At 74.5% G+C, this 19,403-nt stretch carries 14 protein-coding genes; 3 read left to right on the top strand and 11 right to left on the bottom strand.

From position 1 onward, the window contains the following. Positions 1–39: 39 nt before the first annotated feature. Together CCE01nite_RS00585 and CCE01nite_RS00580 are read left to right on the top strand one after the other, a co-directional pair. Complete coding sequence (locus CCE01nite_RS00585) at positions 40–5,106, top strand: ExeM/NucH family extracellular endonuclease (protein ID WP_052104091.1); 5,067 nt, start codon at positions 40–42, stop codon at positions 5,104–5,106. Positions 5,107–5,274: 168 nt separating this feature from the next. After that, positions 5,275–6,087: an exodeoxyribonuclease III gene (locus CCE01nite_RS00580; protein ID WP_246056241.1), complete on the top strand. Its 813-nt coding sequence runs from the start codon at positions 5,275–5,277 to the stop codon at positions 6,085–6,087. Here the strand turns inward: CCE01nite_RS00580 and CCE01nite_RS00575 are convergent. Beyond that, a complete protein-coding gene (locus CCE01nite_RS00575; protein WP_052104088.1) occupies positions 6,084–7,466 on the bottom strand; it encodes an MFS transporter in 1,383 nt (460 codons plus the stop codon). The genes CCE01nite_RS00580 and CCE01nite_RS00575 overlap by 4 nt on opposite strands. Before the next feature lie 56 nt (positions 7,467–7,522). Here CCE01nite_RS00575 and CCE01nite_RS00570 point away from each other — a divergent pair, with 56 nt between their 5' ends. Beyond that, positions 7,523–8,128: a winged helix-turn-helix domain-containing protein gene (locus CCE01nite_RS00570; RefSeq protein ID WP_307722697.1), complete on the top strand. Its 606-nt coding sequence runs from the start codon at positions 7,523–7,525 to the stop codon at positions 8,126–8,128. A 187-nt stretch (positions 8,129–8,315) separates the two neighbouring features. On the opposite strand, the gene CCE01nite_RS00565 is transcribed toward CCE01nite_RS00570, so the two are convergent. The 10 genes from CCE01nite_RS00565 to CCE01nite_RS00520 form a co-directional block, all read right to left on the bottom strand. Then, a complete protein-coding gene (locus tag CCE01nite_RS00565) occupies positions 8,316–9,299 on the bottom strand; it encodes a hypothetical protein (protein ID WP_034629537.1) in 984 nt (327 codons plus the stop codon). Positions 9,300–9,439: 140 nt separating this feature from the next. Then, positions 9,440–10,639: an ABC transporter permease gene (locus CCE01nite_RS00560; protein WP_034629535.1), complete on the bottom strand. Its 1,200-nt coding sequence runs from the start codon at positions 10,637–10,639 to the stop codon at positions 9,440–9,442. Next, positions 10,636–11,400 (bottom strand): ABC transporter ATP-binding protein, encoded by a 765-nt coding sequence (locus CCE01nite_RS00555; RefSeq protein WP_052104093.1) that lies wholly within the window; start codon positions 11,398–11,400, stop codon positions 10,636–10,638. The genes CCE01nite_RS00560 and CCE01nite_RS00555 overlap by 4 nt, the downstream gene beginning before the upstream one ends. Then, positions 11,397–12,443: a permuted SH3 domain-containing protein gene (locus tag CCE01nite_RS00550; protein ID WP_034629532.1), complete on the bottom strand. Its 1,047-nt coding sequence runs from the start codon at positions 12,441–12,443 to the stop codon at positions 11,397–11,399. The genes CCE01nite_RS00555 and CCE01nite_RS00550 overlap by 4 nt, the downstream gene beginning before the upstream one ends. Positions 12,444–12,799: 356 nt before the next feature. Then, positions 12,800–14,071, bottom strand: a complete 1,272-nt coding sequence (gene galK, locus CCE01nite_RS00545; protein ID WP_034629530.1) for a galactokinase — start codon at positions 14,069–14,071, stop codon at positions 12,800–12,802. Further along, on the bottom strand, positions 14,068–15,294 hold the full coding sequence (gene galT / locus CCE01nite_RS00540) for a galactose-1-phosphate uridylyltransferase (protein ID WP_034629528.1): 1,227 nt from the start codon (positions 15,292–15,294) through the stop codon (positions 14,068–14,070). The genes galK and galT overlap by 4 nt, the downstream gene beginning before the upstream one ends. After that, positions 15,291–16,112, bottom strand: coding sequence for a DeoR/GlpR family DNA-binding transcription regulator (locus CCE01nite_RS00535; protein ID WP_034629555.1), 822 nt, complete (start codon positions 16,110–16,112; stop codon positions 15,291–15,293). The genes galT and CCE01nite_RS00535 overlap by 4 nt, the downstream gene beginning before the upstream one ends. 193 nt (positions 16,113–16,305) lie before the next feature. After that, positions 16,306–17,466, bottom strand: a complete 1,161-nt coding sequence (locus CCE01nite_RS00530) for an Mrp/NBP35 family ATP-binding protein (RefSeq protein ID WP_034629527.1) — start codon at positions 17,464–17,466, stop codon at positions 16,306–16,308. Positions 17,467–17,572: 106 nt separating this feature from the next. Next, positions 17,573–18,106 (bottom strand): DUF1003 domain-containing protein, encoded by a 534-nt coding sequence (locus CCE01nite_RS00525; protein ID WP_034629524.1) that lies wholly within the window; start codon positions 18,104–18,106, stop codon positions 17,573–17,575. Further along, positions 18,099–19,403: a magnesium transporter MgtE N-terminal domain-containing protein gene (locus CCE01nite_RS00520; protein WP_034629521.1), complete on the bottom strand. Its 1,305-nt coding sequence runs from the start codon at positions 19,401–19,403 to the stop codon at positions 18,099–18,101. The genes CCE01nite_RS00525 and CCE01nite_RS00520 overlap by 8 nt, the downstream gene beginning before the upstream one ends.

Below are 19,403 nucleotides of genomic sequence, written 5' to 3'. Positions count from 1 at the left end.
GACTCGTCGCGGCACGTCCGCGCTCGAAGGGATCGACGCATGCACCTGTCCCACCCCTGGCTGCGGCGCTCCGCCGTCGCCGCTGCCGCCACCGCGGCGCTCACCGTCCCCGGGGTCGCCCCGGGGTACGCCGCCGTCGCACCCGACGCCGCGGTCGTGATCAACGAGGTCTACGGCGCGGGCGGCAACACCGGCTCCACGCTGACCCACGACTTCGTCGAGCTCTACAACGCCACCGACGCGGCCGTGGACCTGTCCACCTGGTCCGTGCAGTACGCGTCGGCCGCGGGCACCACGTGGAGCGGGATCGTCCCGCTCACCGGCTCGGTGCCCCCGCGCAGCACCTACCTCGTCCAGGCCGCCTCGCAGACGGCCGGCGCGGTCTCGAACCTCCCGGCGCCCGACGCGACGGGCACGGTCAACCTCTCCGGGACGAACGGCAACGTCGCCCTCGTCTCCTCCGGGACGAGGCTGACCTGCGCGACGACGGCGTGCGCGAGCGACCCCGCGGTCGTCGACCTCGTGGGCTTCGGCACCGGTGCCGCGTTCGCGGGCGAGGCCGCCCCGGCCCTCAGCGCGACGACGTCGATCGCGCGGACCGGCGCGGTCAACACCGCGAACAACAAGGCCGACTTCACGACCGGGGCACCGACCCCGGCGGGCACGGGCGACACGCAGCCGACCCCCGACCCGACCCCGACCGCCACGGCGACGCCGACCCCGAGCGCGACGCCCACCCCGTCCGCGACGCCGACCCCGACGACGGCCCCCGCGCCGCTCGCGATCGCGGCGATCCAGGGCACCGGCGCCGCGAGCACCTACGTCGGCGCGAGCGTCACCACGCGCGGCGTCGTCACCGCCGCCTACCCGACCGGGGGGCTGCGCGGGTTCGTGATCCAGACGCCCGGCACCGGCGGCCCGACCGACCCGGCGACGCGCACCGCGTCCGACGCGCTCTTCGTGTACCAGCCCGCGGGCGTCACGGCGACGGTCGGCCAGCACGTCGAGGTCACCGGCACCGTGTCCGAGTTCAACGGGCTGACCCAGGTCACCGCCGCGACGGTCACGCCCCTCGCGGCGGCCGAGCCCGTGACCCCGGCGGTCGCGCCGTGGCCGGCCACCGACGCGCAGCGCGAGACGCTCGAGTCGATGCTGTACGCCCCGGCGGGCGCCTTCACGGTGAGCAACTCGTACTCGACGAACCAGTACGGCGAGGTCGGGCTCGCGTCCGGCGACCGCCCGCTGATCCAGCCGACCGACGTCGCCGCCCCCGGTTCGCCCGAGGCCGCCGCGGTCGCCGCGGACAACGCCGCGCGTGCCGTGGTGCTCGACGACGGCGCGACGACGAACTTCCTGACCGCGGCGAACTCGTCGCAGACCCCGCCGTACGTCTCGCTGACCGACCCGGTCCGCGTGGGCGCCGCGGTGGTGTTCGCCCAGCCGCTGATCGTCGACTTCCGGAACTCGACCTGGAAGCTCAACCCGACGAGCCAGGTCACGGCCGCGACGCCGCTCGCGGAGCGCACGCAGTTCACGAACACGCGCACCCCGGCGCCCGACGCCGAGGCGCTGGGCGCCGCCGACCTGCGGGTCGCGTCGTTCAACGTCCTCAACTACTTCACGACGCTCGGCGCGGACACCGCGGGCTGCGCGCCCTACCGGGACCGCACCGGCGACGGCGTGACGGTCGACGAGTGCACCGACAACGGCCCGCGCGGGGCGTGGGACTCCGGTGACCTCGCACGCCAGCAGGCCAAGATCGTCGCGGCGATCAACGCCACGGACGCGGACGTCGTCGGTCTCATGGAGATCGAGAACTCGGCCGCGCTCGGCGAGCAGGCCGACGAGGCCACGCAGACGCTCGTCGCCGCGCTCAACGCCGCGGACCCGTCGGCGGGCTGGGCGCACGTCCCGTCCTCGGCGGACCTGCCCGACGCGAGCGAGCTCGACGTCATCACGAACGCGCTGATCTACCGGACGGGCTCGGTCGAGCTCCTCGGGGAGGCCCGCGCGCTCGGCGACCTGAGCGACACCGGCGAGGCGTTCGCGAACGCCCGCGAGCCGATCGCGCAGGCGTTCGCCCCGCTCGGCGGCGGCGAGCCGTTCCTCGTCGTCGTCAACCACTTCAAGTCCAAGGGCTCGGCGGGCCCGCTCCCGGGCGACGCCGACGCCGGTGACGGCCAGGGCGCGTCCAACGCGTCGCGCGTCGCGCAGGCCACGGCGCTGGCCGCGTGGGTCCCGACCGTGCTCGACGACTACACGACCACCCCGGTCGAGGCCGTCGCGCTCGTCGGCGACTTCAACGCCTACACGCGCGAGGACCCGCTCGAGGTGCTGTACGACGCCGGCTACACCGACGTCACCGCGCACTTCGGCACGGGCGAGTACTCGTACAGCTTCAGCGGGCTCGCCGGGTCGCTCGACCACGTGCTCGTCAACGAGGCGATGCTCGCGCGCTCGACGGGCGCGGACATCTGGGAGATCAACGCCCCCGAGTCCCTCGCGCTGGAGTACAGCCGGTACAACTACCACGGCACGGTCCTCACGGACGCGAGCCCGTACCGGTCCTCCGACCACGACCCGGTGCTGCTCGGCATCACGGCCGCCGCTCCCGCGGAGACCACCGAGCTGACGCTGCTCAACCTCAACGACTTCCACGGGCGCATCGACGCCAACACCGTGGCCGTCGCGGGGACCATCGAGCAGGAGCGCGCGGCGCACGGCGAGGACTCGACCGTGCTGCTGTCCGCGGGCGACAACATCGGTGCGTCGCTGTTCGCCTCGTCGGTCCAGCGCGACCAGCCGACGATCGACGTGCTCAACGCGCTCGACCTGCGCGCCTCGGCGGTGGGCAACCACGAGTTCGACGGCGGGTTCGCCGACCTCGTCGACCGCGTCGTCGCCGACCGGACCAACGCCCGGTGGGCGTACCTCGGCGCGAACGTCTACCTCGACGGCACCACGACCCCGGCGCTGCCGGAGTACGAGATCCTCGAGGTCGCCGGCACGCGGCTCGCCGTCGTCGGCGCCGTGACGCAGGAGACCCCGTCGCTCGTCACGCCGGCCGGCGTCGCGGGCCTCGACTTCGGGGACCCGGTCGACGCCGTCAACCGCGTCGTCGCGCAGCTCAGCGACGGCGACGAGGCGAACGGCGAGGCCGACGTGTTCGTGGCCGAGTACCACGAGGGTGCCGGTGCGGGCACGCCCGACGGCGCGACGCTCGAGGAGGAGGTCGCCGCGGGCGGCGTCTTCGCGAAGATCGTCACGGAGACCGACGCCGACGTGGCGGCGATCTTCACGGGCCACACCCACAAGCAGTACGTGTGGGACGCCCCGGTCCCGGGGCGTGCGGGCCAGACACGCCCGGTCCTGCAGACCGGCTCGTACGGCGAGTTCATCGGCTCGATCACGCTGACGGTCGACAACGCCACCGACGCGCTCGTCGCGTACGAGGCGAAGAACGTCAAGCGCACGACGACCCCTGCCGCCGAGCTCGTCGCCGCGTACCCGCGCGTCGCCGCGGTCAAGGCGATCGTCGACGCCGCGCTCGAGGTGGCCAAGGTCGAGGGCAACAAGGTCGTCGGCAGCATCACCGCCGACATCACGACCGCGTACACCGGCACGACGAGCGGCGACCGCGCGTCGGAGTCGACCCTCGGCGGGCTCGTGGCCGACGCGCTCCGGGCCAGCCTGAGCGACCCGACCCGCGGCGGCGCCCAGATCGGCGTCGTCAACCCGGGCGGGCTGCGCGCGGACCTGTTCGCGAAGCAGTCGTCGTACACCCCGCCGGGGCCGGCCGCGGACGGCCAGATCACGTACGCCCAGGCGAACGCGGTCCTGCCGTTCCTCAACAACCTGTGGACGGTCTCGCTCACGGGTGAGCAGTTCGTGACGCTCCTCGAGCAGCAGTGGCAGCGCGACAAGGACGGCAACGTCCCGTCGCGCCCGTACCTGCAGCTCGGCCTCTCGGACAACGTCACGTACACGTTCGACCCGGCGCTGCCCGAGGGCGACCGCATCACGTCGGTCACGGTCGACGGCGCGCCGATCGACCTGACCGCGTCGTACCGCGTGGGGACGTTCTCGTTCCTCGCGACCGGTGGCGACAACTTCCGGGTGTTCACCGAGGGCACGAACCCCCGCGACTCGGGTCTCGTCGACCGCGACGCGTGGATCTCCTACCTCGGCGCGAACCAGCCGGTCTCGCCGGACTTCGCGCGGCAGTCGGTCCAGGTGACCGGCCTGCCGACCGAGGCGACGCAGGGCGAGACGGTGTCGTTCGACGTGGCGAGGCTCGACCTCACGTCGCTCGGCAGCCCCGCGAACACGTCGCTCACCGCGACGTGGCAGGGCAGCGCCGCAGCGCCCGTCGAGATCCCGGTCTCGGCCGGTGCGGCGTCGGTCGAGCTGACCGTGCCCGACGACGTCGAGGGCGAGGTGCTGCTCACGCTCGTGGCGGCGCCGTCGGGCACGACCGTGACGATCCCCGTGACCGTCGAGGCCGGCGGACCCGTCGTCACCGTGCCCCCGGGCCGCGCGACGCTCTCGAGCGACAACGGGTGGGACACCGGCCTGCGGGACGGCGACTACACCATCTCGGCCGCGCTGTGGTGGGGCCAGAACGGCACGACGTTCCGCCTCTTCGAGAACGGGGTGCTGATCGACGAGCAGAAGCTGGTCGACCGTTCCCCGCAGCCGCAGTTCGCCTCGGTGAAGGTCACCGGCCGGGCCAACGGCACGTACGTGTACACGGGCGAGCTCGTCAACGCCGCGGGCGCGACCGCGACCACCTCGGTCACGGTCAAGGTCACGGACGCCAACCCGGGCAAGCCGTCGGTCTCGCACGACAACCACGACGGCGACGGCTCGTACACCGTGACCGCCACGAAGTGGTGGGGCACGGCGGCGACCGAGTACCGGCTCTACGAGAACGACGTCCTGGTCGACACGCAGGCGCTCACGGGCACCGGCCCGGGTGCGCAGTCCGCGTCGACCGCGTTCACCGGCAAGGCGGCGGGCACGTACCGCTACCGCGTCGAGCTCGCGAACGCGGCCGGGACGACCAGCAGCAACGAGATCACGGTCAAGGTCAAGAAGAAGTCCTGACCGTGGGATGACCCGGCGGTGAGTGCCGGGGACGGGGTGTCGGTGCCGCGAGGCGCCGGCACCCCGTCGTGCTGCCCGCCCGGTGCGACGGGTCGTGCCCACCGGGTGTGACCGGGGTCGCGTCCCCGGGGGTCGGGGGCTGTCGGTGGCATGGGGTTGGATGGTCCGGTGCTGACGATCGCGACCGTGAACGTGAACGGGATCCGTGCCGCCTGGAAGCGGGGCATGGGGGACTGGCTCACGACCCGCAAGCCTGACGTGCTGCTGCTCCAGGAGGTGCGCGCGCCCGACGAGCTGCTGAGCGACTTCCTGCCCACCGCCGAGTGGGACCTCGCGCACGAGGCGTCGGAGTTCAAGGGCCGCGCGGGCGTCGCGATCGCCTCGCGCCTTCCGATGTCCGCGATCCGCATCGGCCTCGCCACGGGGAACGCGTGCGACACCGGGCGCTGGGTCGAGGCCGACCTCGAGGTCGCCGCGACCGACACGACCCCGGCCCGCACGGTCACCGTGGTCTCGGCCTACATCCACTCGGGCACCGTCGGGACGCCCTCGATGGAGGAGAAGTACTCCTTCCTCGAGGCCGTCACCGCGCGCATGGCCGCGATCGCGGCGGACGGCGGGCTCGCCGTGGTCGCGGGCGACATCAACATCGCGCACCGCAACGTCGACCTGAAGAACTGGAAGGGCAACCAGAAGTCCGCGGGCTTCCTGCCGGAGGAGCGTGCCTACCTCGACCGCTGGTTCGACGACCTCGGCTGGCGCGACCTCGGCCGTGAGCACGGCGGCGAGGGCCCCGGGCCGTACACGTGGTGGTCGTGGCGCGGGCAGGCGTTCGACAACGACGCGGGCTGGCGCCTCGACTACCAGATCGCGACGCCGGCGCTCGCGGACCTGGCGCGCAGCGTCGAGGTCGACCGCGCCGAGGAGTACGCCGCGCGGTTCAGCGACCACGCCCCGGTCGTCGTGGGGTACGAGCTCTAGGTCCCCGGTGGCGGCGCGCCCGCAGGCCCGGACGGCGGCGTGAGGTCGGCGGGCGGGAGGGGCGCGGCGGCGGCGGCCGGTTCGGCGCCGGGGAGCTCCCGCATGCCGAGCAGCGGCGAGGCGAGCACCGGCACGGCGGCGAGCGTCACGCCACCGACGGCGAACCACAGCGTCGGCAGCACGCCCACGGTGCTGCCGAGCCAGCCGCCCACGAGCGCGCCGATCGGCATGCTGCCCCAGACCACGAACCGCACCGAGGCGTTCATGCGCCCGAGCAGCGTCGGCGGGCACAGCCGCTGCCGGAAGCTCACCTGGGCGACGTTGTAGACGACGACGCCGAACGACAGCAGCGCGCCGCCCGCGACGAGCGGCACCTCGGGCGGGACGCCGAGCTCGCGCAGCGGCGACGCGAGCGGCGTGAGCGCGTACGCCGGGGCGAAGAACAGGGCGCTGACCGGGATGATGCGGCCCTCGCCGACCCACCGGGCCAGCCGGTCCGCGAGGAGCGCGCCGAGCAGCCCGCCGACGGCCCCGGCGGAGAAGACGAGGCCGAGGCCCGCGGCGTCGAGCCCGAGGTGTCGCAGCGCATAGAGGACGACGAGCGCCTCGCCGGCCGCGTGGAACAGGTTGCCGATCCCGGTGCACGCGACGATGCGGCGCAGCAGCGGCTGCTGGAGGACGAACCGCAGCCCCTCGGCGATCGCGGCCCGCAGCGGCAGGTGGTCGCCGGGCGCGGGCAGGTCCTCGACGTGGCGGATCCGCCCGACGGCGAACGCCGACACCAGGTACGTCACGACGGTGACGACGATGAGCAGCGGTGCCGAGATGACCCGAAGCAGCGCGCCGCCGATCGCAGGCGCCGCGACCATCGCGACCGACTGCGTGGCCTGGAGCTTGGAGTTGCCCTCGACGACGTGGTCGAGGCCGACGAGCGCGGGGACGTAGCTCTGGTGCGCGACGTCGAAGAAGACGCTCGCGCAGCTGAGCACGAGCGCCGCGCCGTACAGCACCGCCATCGACGCGTGCCCCGTGAGCGCGAGCGCGACGACCGCCGCGAGGACGACCGCCCGGACCAGGTCCGCGGTGATGAGCACGCGGCGCTTGCGCATCCGGTCGATCCACGCGCCCGCGGGCAGGCCGATCACGAGGAATGCGGCGGTCTCCGCGGCACCGAGCGCGCCCATCTGCCACTCGGTCGCGTCGAGGTGCTGCACCGCGAACACCGGCAGCGCGAGGCCGGTGAGCTGGGCGCCGAGCTGGCCGAGCGCGTCGCCGGTCCACAGCCGGCGGAAGTCCGGGTCGAACGCGAGCGAGCGCCGCTTCGTCGCCCCGCGCGAGGGGCGCTGGGCGTCCGGGCCGGGGGAGCCGGGTGTGGTCACGCACGCAGCATGGCGCGACTGATTGAGAAGTGTCAATCAGTGGCTAGGATCGGACCGTGACCGGTGCGGAGCAGGATGCGGAGGACCCGGGACTGCGCGAGCGGGTCGAGGAGGACCCCGGGACGCGGGAGCGGGACGCGCAGGACCTGGGGGAGCGCGAGCGCGACGCCGACGCGCGCGCGCTCGCCTCGACGCTGCGGCTGCGCATCCTGCGGCTCTGCCTCGACGAGGCGCTCACGAACCGCGAGCTCGCCGACCGCCTCGGCCGCAACCCCGCGACGACCCTGCACCACGTCCGCACGCTCGTCGACCGCGGCTACCTCGCCGCGGAGCCGGTCCGCCGCGGCGCCCGCGGCTCACGGGAGGTCCCGTACCGGGCGACGGGCCGGTCCTGGCACTCCCGGAAGCCGAACGCGTTCAGCCGCGTGCTCATCGACACGTTCCTCGAGGAGGTCGCGCTGGCCGACCCGGACACCGTCGGGACGACCCGGCTCGGCGTCCGGCTCGACGCCGCGGGCAAGGCCGAGCTCGACCGGCGCGTGCAGGAGCTCTTCGACGAGCTCGCCGCGCGGCCGAGCGACCCCGACGGCACGCCGTACTCGATCTTCTACGCGGTCCACGAGGACACCGGCCGCCTCCGGCGCGACCGTCCCACGGGCTGAGCGCGCACCGGCTCACGGCCGGGGGAGACGCACCGGCCCGCGGTCCGGGTGGACGCGCGCCGGCGAACGGTCCGGGGGGGACGCGTGCCGGCGAACGGTCCGGGGGGACGCGTGCCGGCGAACGGTCCGGGGGCGACGCGTGCCGGCACGCGTTCCCCCCGGCGTCACGCCGTGACGTGCCCGCGCGTCAGCTGCCGTCGGCGGTCGAGTACTTCTCGGCCCACGCGTCGAGCTCGGCCTCGTGCTGGTCCACGAACTCCTGCTCGAGGGCGAACTGCACCTCGCGCGCCTTCTCCTCGTACTCCGTCGAGGCCTTGCAGCGCGCGTCGGCGACCGCGGTGGCGATCTCCTTCTCCGTGAACGCCGCGACGGCGGCCGGGTCGGGCTCGGGCGCCTCGGCGGTCGTGGCGGAGACGATCGCGCTGAACTCCTGGGAGACGGCCTCGACCGCGTCCTCGGGGGTGGCGAGGTCGGCGTACCCCGCCTCGGCCATGCACGCGGACCAGGCGGCGTTCGCCTCCGTCATCTTCGGGTCGCTCGTCGCGCGCTCGTACAGCGCGGTCATCTCCTCCTGCAGGGTCGCGAACTCCGGGTCCGCCCACGCCTGGCCCTGCTCGTAGACCTCGTGCTGCGCCTTGCCCTGGCAGCCTTGCGTGGTCCAGTCGCCGGAGGGCGCCGCGCCCTGGGCGGCCGCCGCCTGGTCGCCGAACAGCGCCGCCTGGTAGGCGGCCCGCTCCTCCTCCGACATCGCGGCGACGTACTCGGCGTTGGGGTCGACCCACTCCTCCTCGCCCGCGGCGGGCGCGTCGTACGAGGTCGACATGCCGTACCCGTGCTCCGCGGCGTACTCCTCGGTGCCGTACCGGTCGGCGTCCTTCTGGTCCTCCTCGATCGTCTCCGTGACGGCCGACATGTCCTGCTGCGTGTACTCGAACCCCTGCTCGCGCATGCACGCGGCGACGATCTCCTCCGAGCGACGACCCATCTCGGACCAGTCCTGGTCCTCCATGCTCCCCATGACGCCCTCGAGGTACGCGCTGAGCGGCCCCTTGTCGTCCTCGCTGACCGCGGCAGCGTCCTTGGGCTCCTTGTCGGAGCTGCACCCCCCGACGAGCAGGAGCACGGTGCAGCCGACCGCGGCTGCGGCGGTGGTCAGGGTGTGGGTCCTCATGAGGTGCCTTCCTCGGCGGGCGACGTCGTTCCGATTCCTCCGGGAACGTACCGGTTCCGCGCGCGTGCCGGGTCCCTCTCGGGGATGACCGGTCGCCCGGGACGCACGTGCGGCACCTCGCACGTGCGCCCCGGCGGGGGTCAGTAGCGGATCGCGTCGATCACCTTGACGCGGACCGCGACCGTCGCGGGGATGAGCCCGGCGAGCGCCCCGACCCCGGTGGCGCACGCCATGCCGACGAGCGCGGCCGACACCGGGAACGGGGGCATGTCCTGGACCCCCGTGCCGAGCACGCGCTCGATCGGGAGGTTCTTGATGATCGCGACCGCGACGACGATGCCGACGAGACCCGCGACGACGGTCGCGACGACCGACTCCATGAGCACCCCGAAGAAGATGCGGCCCGACGTCGCGCCGAAGCTGCGCCGGATCCCGATCTCACGGATCCGGTGCCGCACGGTCACGAGCGCGATGTTCACGAGCCCCAGCCCGCCGAGGAGCAGGGCGATCGCCCCGATCCCGAGCGCTGCCCAGCGCATCGCACCGTCGATCGCGCCCCAGCCCTCCTGCGGGAGCATGACGTTGACGTCGGTGCCGGGCAGCGACGCGCGCAGGTCGCGCGTGAGGAGCGGCTGCATCTCCTCGGCGAGGTCCGGCGGCACCCACGCCTTGAGCGTCGGGGCGACGGGGCCCCACGCCGTCGACGGCGTCGCCCACCGCTCGTAGTGGTCGAACAGCAGGTACGCCTCCGGCGGCGCCTCGGGCCACATGTTCGGGTAGACGCCGATGACCTCGGTGCGCACCGGCGTCTCGCCGCCGAGCAGCACGGTCGGGTGCCCGGACAGGTCGGTCGCGCCCAGCGAGTCGAGGAACGCCTCGTTGACGACCACCGCCGGGGCGTACCGGCCGGTGTCGGCGTCGGTGAACCACCGGCCCTGCTCAGGGACGAGCCGCATGATCGTGCCGTAGGACGGGTCGACGACCTGCATCTGCACGGGCCGGCTGCCCGTCGGGAAGCGGAACGGCAGCTCGGTCCACATCTGCCGGCTCGCGTGCTCGATGCCGTACCGCTCGACGAGCCGGTCGTACTCGGCGGTGTACTGCGCCGTGCTCGGCGCGGAGGCGCCGCGCGGGTACGCCGAGATGTCGAGCGTCACGGACCGGCCCGTCTGGCGCTCCGCCGTCTCGTGGGTCGCCTGGTTGAGCATCTGCACGATCGCCGTGACCCCGGTGATCGCGGTGACCGCGACCGCGACGCCGATCAGCGCGAGCAGGACCCGCAGCTTGTGGATCCGCAGCTCGTCCCACGCCTCGACGACCGTGCCGACGAACCCGCTCATGCGAGCACCGCTGTCGCGTCGTCGGGCCGGTCGGTCGGCACGTCGCCGACCCACTCGGTCACGCGGCCGGGCGCGTTCAGCCGGATCGGCACGAGCACGCCGTCGGCGAGCCGGTAGTGCCGTTGCGCGCGCGCCGCGACGGCGAGGTCGTGCGTGATCGCGATGAGCGCGGCCCCGGACTCCGAGGCGATCTCGTCGAGCAGCTCCATGATCTCCCCGCCGGTGTCGACGTCGAGCGCGCCCGTCGGCTCGTCGGCCAGGATCACGCGCGGCCGGCGCACGAGCGCGCGGGCGATCGCGACGCGCTGCTGCTCGCCGCCGGACAGCTTCTCGGGCTTCTCCTCGAGCCGGTCCCCGAGCCCGACGCGCTCGAGCATCTCCGCCGCGAGCCGCGTGCGACGCCAGAACTGCCGCCCGCGGGCGTACAGCAGCGGCGCCGCGACGTTCTCGAGCGCGGTGCGCCCGGGGAGCAGGTTGAACTGCTGGAAGACGAACCCGAAGTCGTCGCCGCGGCGGCGGGCGCGGGCCCGGCCGGACAGCCGTGCGACGGACGTGCCCTCGAGCACGTACTCGCCGGCCGTCGGGGCGTCCAGCAGGCCCAGGATGTTGAGCAGCGTCGACTTGCCGGTCCCGGACCGTCCCACGACCGAGACGTGCTCGCCCGCGTCGACCGAGAGCGTGATGCCGCGCAGGATCTCCAGCACGCGGTCGTCGGGCAGCCGGACCGAGCGCGTGACGTCGGTGAGCTCGAGCAGGCTCATCCGCCGCACACCGCCGGGTCGTACTGCATCGGGTCGCCGCAGTCGACGGGGCCCGAGACGTCGCCGATCGGGATGAACTGCAGCACCTTGTCGCCGGCGGCGAGCCCCTCGGTGACCTGGACGTTCTCGCCGTCGGTCAGGCCGAGCCCGACGGCGCGCATCTCGGGCTCGCCGTCCGGGACCTCGACCCAGACGTTGCCCTTCTGCACCGACCCCTGCACGGACGAGACCGGCACGACGACGGCGTTCTCGGCCGTGCCGTTGGTGATGGCGATGTCGGCGCCGAGGCCCGCGAATGCGGTCACGCCGGCGGGGACGGCGCACGTGACGGTCCCGGAGACGGGCTCGGCGGGTGCGCCCGGGGCACCGACGGTGGTCGCGTCCGGAGCCGTCGCCGGCGGCTGCGCGGCGGCGCCGAGCCGCAGGCCCGTGCACGTGAACGGTGCCGGCCCGCCCTTGAGCGTGACCTGCGCCTCGGGGGGTGCGCCGAGCAGGCGGTACTGCTGCTCGGGGGTGAGCGTGCCGGAGACGGAGAGCGTCCCGGGGGAGACCGAGCCGATCGGGTCGCCGACCGCGACGACCTGGTCCTTGAGCGCCGTGAGCGTGAGCGTCCCGGCGGTCCCGGCCTTGACCGTCTCGCGCTTGATCTTCGGCTTGTTCTGCTTGACCGTCTGCTCGCCCGTCTCGGCGTTCGTCGTCGTGGTCGGCTCGACGGGCGTCTCGAGGGTGACCTCGAGCACCGGGGTGTCGGCGGCGACGGCCTGGCCGTTCGTGGCGAGCAGCTTGGTGACCGTGCCGGCCATCGTGGCCTTGACCGCGGTCGCGGGGTCGGCGACGACGGCGCCCTGCACGGTCACGGCGTTCGTGATGGTCCCGGTGCCGACCTCGACGTACTGCTCGGTGATCTGCCCGGACGGCACGAGCGCGTCGGACGTGGTCGTGACCTCCGAGCCGGCGAACGCGAGCTTGACGAGCGCCACCGCGATCACCGCCCACAGGACGATCCGGACGGTCGGGAAGATGATCCTGCGGGTGACCCCCACGGTCCTGCTCCTCTGTCGACGTGGACGGGAGCGACGTGGGCCGCCCCCGCACGCCGAACCTAGCGACGCGCTCGCGGGGCTCGCCTCCGCCTGGGGGATGACTCCGACGCGCGGCCCTGGTCCTCCCCTGCGACGAGCGCCCAGAGGTTGTCCGCCCGGAGGCGCACTCGTGCGTCGGCGTGCCTCCCGGCGCGCTCGCGCAGGTCAGGGGCGTTCCGCGGCCGCTTCGTCGTGCGACGGGCGTGCGTGCGGAGGGCGCCGGCGGACACAGCCGTGGCCCGGGCGTGGTGCCGGCCCCGGCCCGACCCTCGCGGGGTCGACGCCGGGGCCGGTGCACGGCCGGGGGAGGAGGCCGGTCAGGCGGCCGGTGCCGACGGCGTCGCGACGAGGAACGCCGGCGCCCTCAGCCCTTCGCCCTCGAACGCGGCCCCGACCGCACGGGCGACGTCGTCGACCGCGCCGGCCTCGACGAGCGCGATCGCCGAGCCGCCGAACCCGCCGCCCGTCATGCGCGCGCCGAGCGCGCCGGCCTCGCGCGCCGCGGCGACCGCGACGTCGAGCTCGCGGGCCGAGACCTCGTAGTCGTCGCGCAGCGAGGCGTGCGAGGCGTCCATGAGCGGGCCGACCTCGCGCACCCGGCCCGCGTCGAGCAGGTCGACGAAGGACTCGACGCGCGCGATCTCGGTGACGACGTGCCGCACGCGGCGGACGGCCACGTCGGCGTCCTCGCCCTCGGGCGGGTCCGCGGTCAGCGCCGCGAGCGTCGCGTCGAGCCCGGCGGCGTCGATCTCGCGCAGCGTCGGGACGCCCAGCCGCCGGGCGGCCGCCTCGCAGGTCGCCCGGCGCGCCGCGTACTGGCCGTCGACGAGCGCGTGCTCGGCGCGGGTGTCGATCACGAGCAGTGCGAGGTCGTGCGCCGCGAGGTCGAAGGGGACCTGGCGGACCGACAGGTCGCGGCAGTCGAGCTCGAGCGCGTGCCCCGGCGTCGCGCGCAGCGACACCGACTGGTCCATGCCGCCCGTCGGGGCCCCGGCGATCTCGTTCTCGGCGCGCACGCACGCGGCGGCGAGGCGGGCCTGGCCGGCGTCGTCGGGCGAGCCGGGGTCGCCGGGGGTGCCCGCGAGCCCGAGGCCGAACAGGTGGTCGAGCGCGACCGCGACCGAGCACTCGAGCGCCGCGGAGGAGGACAGGCCGGCGCCGAACGGGACGCACGAGTCGACCGCGACGTCGAAGCCGCCCGCGCCCTCGTCCAGGTCGCCCGCCTGCTGGAGGGCCCACGCGACGCCCACGACGTACGCGGGCCAGCCGTCGACCGTGCCCGGTGCGACGTCGGCCAGCGCGACCTCGCGGACCTCGCCCGCGGGCGCCTGCGCCGACGCGAGCCGCACGACCCCCGACGCCCGCTCCTCGGGCACGGGCGTGCGGCGCACCGCGACGTACGTGCGGTGCGGGAGCGCGATGGGCAGGCACAGCCCGCCGTTGTAGTCCGTGTGCTCGCCGATGAGGTTGACGCGCCCCGGAGCCGACCACACGCCGTCGGGCTCCTCGCCGAACCGCTCGACGAACAGCGCCCGGGCCCGCGCGGAGCCCTTGTCCTGCGTCCACGCCTCGACGCGCTCGACCGTCACAGGGCCACCTCCTGAAGTCGCGCCGCGATCCGCTCGGGCGTCGTGTCGCTGATCCATGCCGCCATCCCGGACTCGACGCCCGCGAGGTACTTGAGCTTGTTCGCGGCGCGCAGCACCGAGAACACCTGCAGGTGCAGCCGGCCCAGGTCGCGGCCCTCGCCGACCACCGCCTGGTGCCAGCCCGCGATGTAGGGAAGCGGGACCGCCGTGCCGTCCTGCTCGACGAAGAACCGGTCGAGGCGGCGCAGGAGCTCGAGGTAGGTGACCGCGAGGTCGTCGCGCTCGGCGTCGGTGAGGCCCGGGAGGTCCAGGACGTCGCGGTTCGGGGCCAGGTGCACCTCGACGGGCCACCGCGCCGCGGCGGGCACGTACGCCGTCCAGTGCTCCGACTCGAGCACGACGCGGGTCCCGGCCCGACGCTCCGCGGCGAGGACGTCGGCGTGCAGGTTGCGGCCCGTGCGCTCGCGGTGCGCGGCGGCCTGCGTGAGCATCGCCTGGGTGCGCGGGGTCACGTACGGGAACGCGTAGATCTGCCCGTGCGGGTGCGGGAGGGTGACGCCGATCTCCTTGCCCCGGTTCTCGAAGGCGAAGACCTGCTCGATGCCCGGCAGCTCCTGGAGCGCGGCCGTGCGGTCCGCCCATGCCTCGATGATCGTCCGCACGCGCGAGGGCGCGAGCTCGGCGAACGAGCTCGTGTGGTCCGAGCTGAAGCACACGACCTCGCAGCGGCCGGCGGCCGGGCGTGCGGCCCACAGCTCCTCGCCGTCGACCTGCCAGCCGTCCTCGAGGGTCACGCCCGGGACCTGCATGAGCGCCGGGAACCGGTTCTCGAAGACCGCGACATCGTAGTCGGTGTCGGGGATCTCGCCGTCGGAGTACGTCGTCCCCGCGGTCGCGGGCCGGGCCGGGCACAGCGGGCACGAGTCGGCTGCGGGCAGGAACGTGCGGTTCATGCGGTGCGACGCCATCGGGATCCAGTCGCCCGTCAGCGGGTCGCGGCGCATCTCGGGGCCGGCGAACGTCGCCGGGGCCGGGGCGCCCGGGGACGGGGACACGGGCGTGAAGCGGTCGCCCAGCGGGCGGGGGTCGTCGAGGCGACGCGTCGCGGCACCCGAGACGTACGGCTCGGAGTCGTCGAAGTAGACGAGCTCGCGGCCGTCGGCCATGGTCGTCGCGGTCCGGCGCACGCGCGGTGCGCCCGGGGTTGGTGCGGGGTCGGTCATCGCTGCTCCTCGGGGAGGGGGTCGGGGGCGACGAGGCGGAGCTCGCCCACCGCGGTCTCGAGCGTGGCGCGGGCGTGCGCGCCGAGCCCGGTGTCGGTCACGAGCACGTCGACGTCGTCGAGCGGGACGATGCGGGCCAGCCCCGCGACACCCCACTTGGAGTGGTCGGCCAGCACGGTCACGTGCGCGGCGCAGCGCACGAGCGCCCGGTCCGTCGCGGCCTCGAGCACGTTGGGCGTCGTCGCACCGCCCGCATCGAGCCCGTGCACGCCGAGCAGCGCGTGGTCGACGCGCAGGCTCGCGAGCGCGGCGTCGGCGACGGGTCCGACGAGCGCGTCCGACGGGGTGCGCACGCCGCCGGTCAGGATGACCTCGAGCGTCCCGCCGCTCCGCGACGGCGGGGCGGCGTGCAGCGCGTCGGCGACGTGCAGGGAGTTCGTCACGACCGTCAACGGGCGCAGCGCGGTGTCGGCGGCGAGCAGCCCGGCCAGCAGGTGGGTCGTGGTGCCGGCCGACAGCGCGAGGGACTGGCCGGGCTCGAGCAGGGTGAGGGCCTCGCGGGCGATCGCGGTCTTCTCGGCTGTGGCCCAGCCCTGCTTCGTGGCGAACGCGGGCTCGACGGCCGAGTGCCCCGCCGGGTCGATCGCGAGCGCGCCGCCGTGCACCCGGCGGACGAGGCCCGCGCGCGCGAGCTCGGCGATGTCGCGGCGGACGGTCATGTCCGAGACGTCGAGCGTCTGCACGAGGTCCGCGACCCGCACGGCCCCGTGCAGGCGCGCCTCGGCGAGGATGCGGTCCTGACGCTGAGACGCGAGCACCTGCACAGTATCCACCAGGATCGAACAGGAACCAACGGCGCGGTGGGCGCGGGTCCGGCGTCCGGGCGCGCGTCGGTCGGGCGGACGGGCGTCCTGCCAGTGTGCGCAGCGTCGGGCCCCGGCGCGCGGTGGGCGGGCCACGGGCGCGCGGGCCGGGAGGAGCGGCGGGCAGGTGACCGCCGCGGTCAGGCGGTCAGCGGCCGACCGGCGAGAGGCCCAGCGGCTTGCCCGCGAGGCCGCGTGACCGCGTCGCCAGCGCCCGTGCCACGTCCCGCAGCGCGAGCGCCGCGGGGGAGTCGGGGTGCGCCAGCACGACCGGCGTGCCGTCGTCACCGTCCTGCCGCAGTGCGACGTCGAGCGGGATCTGCCCGAGCAGCGGCACCGCCGAGCCGGTCGCCCGGGACAGGTTCTCCGCGACGCGCGCGCCGCCGCCCGCGCCGAAGATCTCGAGCCGCGAGCCGTCGGGCTGCTCGAGCCACGACATGTTCTCCACGACGCCCACGACGTGCTGACGGGTCTGCAGTGCGACCGACCCGGCGCGCTCGGCGACCTCGGCCGCGGCGTCCTGCGGCGTCGTGACGACCAGGACCTCGGACGTCGGGAGCAGCTGTGCGACGGAGATCGCGATGTCGCCGGTGCCGGGCGGCAGGTCGAGCAGCAGCACGTCGAGGTCGGCCCAGAACACGTCCGCGAGGAACTGCTGGAGCGCGCGGTGCAGCATCGGCCCGCGCCACACGACCGGCTGCCCGGGCGGCACGAACATGCCGATCGAGATGACCTTGACGTCGTGCGCGACGGGCGGCAGCAGCATGTCGTCGAGCTTCGTCGGCGGCTGCGTGACGCCCAGCATCCGCGGGATGGAGAACCCGTAGATGTCCGCGTCGACGACACCGACCCGCAGACCGTCCGCCGCCATCGCGACCGCGAGGTTCGCCGTGACCGACGACTTGCCGACGCCGCCCTTTCCGGAGGCGATCGCGTAGACCTTCGTCAGCGAGCCCGGCTGCGCGAACGGGATCGTGGGCTCGGCGGTGCCGCGCAGCCGCTCCCGGAGCCCGGCGCGCTGGTCGGCCGACATCACGCCCATCGCAAGGCGGACCTCGGCGACGCCGTCGAGGGGCTGGACCGCCGCCGTGACGTCCTTGGTGATCGTGTCCTTGAGCGGGCAGCCCGCGGTCGTGAGGTCGATCCCGACGGTGACGCGCGCGCCGCCCGGCAGCGTCGTCGTGTCGACCTCGACGGACCGGACCATGCCGAGCTCGGTGATCGGGCGGCGGATCTCGGGGTCGAGGACGCCCTCGAGCGCGGTGCGCACCGCTTCGGCGAGCGCGGTCGGGTCGGTCGTCAGGGGCATGCGCCCATCGTAGGCGCGGCGCCTCGGGGGCCCGTGCGCCGCACGTCCCACCGGCGGCCGGCGCCCGGGGGTGCGCTCGCCGATCCGCCGCGCCGGGCACCCGTCGTCAGCGCCGCCCGGTGTCGGCGGGGCCGTCCGCCGTGGCGCTGTCGTGCTCGCCGCGGGCGTCCTCGCGGTCCGCGGTGAGGTCCTCCAGCAGGTTGCGCAGCTCGGAGCGCACGAAGTCGCGCGTCGCGACCTCGCTCAGCCCGATCCGCAGCGCCGCGATCTCCCGGGCGAGGAACTCGGTGTCGGCGAGGTTCCGCTCGGCGCGCTGCCGGTCCTGCTCGAGGCTCACGCGGTCACGGTCGTCCTGCCGGTTCTGCGCGAGCAGGATCAGCGGCGCGGCGTAGGAGGCCTGCACCGAGAAGAACAGGTTGAGCAGGATGAACGGGTACGGGTCCCAGCGCAGCCCGAACAGCCCGACCGCGTTGATCGTGACCCAGACGATCACGAAGCCGGTCATGTACATGAGGAAGCGCCCGGTGCCCATGAACCGGGCGAACGCCTCGGCGACCCGGCCGACCGCGTCGGGGTCGCGCTGGAACCGCGGGACCCACGTGCGGCGCGACTCCTTGGGGGTGTCGAGCCGCTCAGCCACGACGCACCCGCCCCCGGACCGTGCGCGCGCCGGTCGCCGGCAGCGGGGTGTCGTCGTGCTGCTCGCGCCAGTCCTGCGGCAGGAGGTGGTCGAGGACGTCGTCGACGCTGACCGCGCCGAGCAGGCGGCGCTCCTCGTCGACCACGGGCAGGGCGAGCAGGTTGTACGTCGCGAGCAGGCGCGTGACCTGCAGCAGGGGCGCGTCGGCGGGGACCGCGTCGATGTCGGTGTCGACGAGCGAGCCGATCGACTCGTGCGGCGCCTCGCGCAGCATCCGCTGGAGGTGGACGACGCCGATGAACCGCCCGGTCGGCGTCTCGAGCGGCGGGCGCGAGACGAACACCATGGACGCGAGCGCCGGGGCGAGGTCCTGGCGGCGCACGTGCGCGAGCGCCGCGGCGATCGAGGTCTCCGGGCCGAGGATCACGGGCTCGGTCGTCATGAGGCCGCCCGCGGTGTTGTCCTCGTACGCGAGCAGGCGCCGCACGTCGCGCGCCTCCTCGGGCTCCATGAGCTCGAGCAGCTCGGCGGCCTGCTCGTCGGAGAGCTCGCCGAGCAGGTCGGCCGCGTCGTCGGGCTGCATGGCCTCGAGCACGTCGGCGGCGCGCGTGCGCTCGAGGCCCGAGAGGATCGCGACCTGGTCGTCCTCGGGGAGCTCCTCGAGCACGTCCGCGAGCCGCTCGTTGTCGAGCGCGTGCGCGACCTCGTTGCGCCGCGTGCTCCCGAGGTCGTGCAGCACGTCCGCGAGGTCGGCGGGCTTGAGGTCCTCGTAGCTCGCGAGCATGAGCGCCGCACCCTGCGCGGCCGCCGAGACGCCGAGGCCGGTGACCGCGCCGACGTCGACGAGCAGCGTCTCGCCGCGGCGGCGCAGCAGCGCCGACTTGCCGGGCACCAGGCGCCGCACGAAGAGCTTCGCGACGACCCAGTCGCCGCTGCGCTGGCGCTCGATCGCGACGTCCTCGACCGAGGCGCTGCCGCTGCCGTCGCTGAGCTCGACCGTGCGGTCGAGCAGCTCGCCGACGACGAGCGTCTCCGACGTGCGCTGCTCGAACCGGCGCATGTTGACCAGGCCCGTCGAGATGACCTGGCCCGCGTCGATCGACGTGACGCGGGTCAGGGGGAGGAAGACGCGCCGCCGGCCCGGGACCTCGACGACGAGGCCGACCGCCCGCGGCGCACCCGTCGGGCGCACGAGCACGACGACGTCGCGCACCCGCCCGACCTGGTCCCCGATGGGGTCGAACACCGTGGTCCCGGCGAGGCGCGCGACGAAGACCCGGGTCCCTGCGCTGCTCAC

Source organism: Cellulomonas cellasea (assembly GCF_006538745.1).
GTDB lineage: Bacteria > Actinomycetota > Actinomycetes > Actinomycetales > Cellulomonadaceae > Cellulomonas_A > Cellulomonas_A cellasea.
This window is presented reverse-complemented; position numbering and strand designations above follow the sequence as displayed.

Coding starts and splice junctions, on each gene's coding strand:
- CCE01nite_RS00585 (WP_052104091.1), top strand. CDS start 40: ATGCACCTGTCCCACCCCTGGCTGCGGCGCTCCGCCGTCGCCGCTGCC.
- CCE01nite_RS00565 (WP_034629537.1), bottom strand. CDS start 9,299: ATGAGGACCCACACCCTGACCACCGCCGCAGCCGCGGTCGGCTGCACC.
- CCE01nite_RS00560 (WP_034629535.1), bottom strand. CDS start 10,639: ATGAGCGGGTTCGTCGGCACGGTCGTCGAGGCGTGGGACGAGCTGCGG.
- CCE01nite_RS00555 (WP_052104093.1), bottom strand. CDS start 11,400: ATGAGCCTGCTCGAGCTCACCGACGTCACGCGCTCGGTCCGGCTGCCC.
- galT (WP_034629528.1), bottom strand. CDS start 15,294: ATGACCGACCCCGCACCAACCCCGGGCGCACCGCGCGTGCGCCGGACC.
- CCE01nite_RS00530 (WP_034629527.1), bottom strand. CDS start 17,466: ATGCCCCTGACGACCGACCCGACCGCGCTCGCCGAAGCGGTGCGCACC.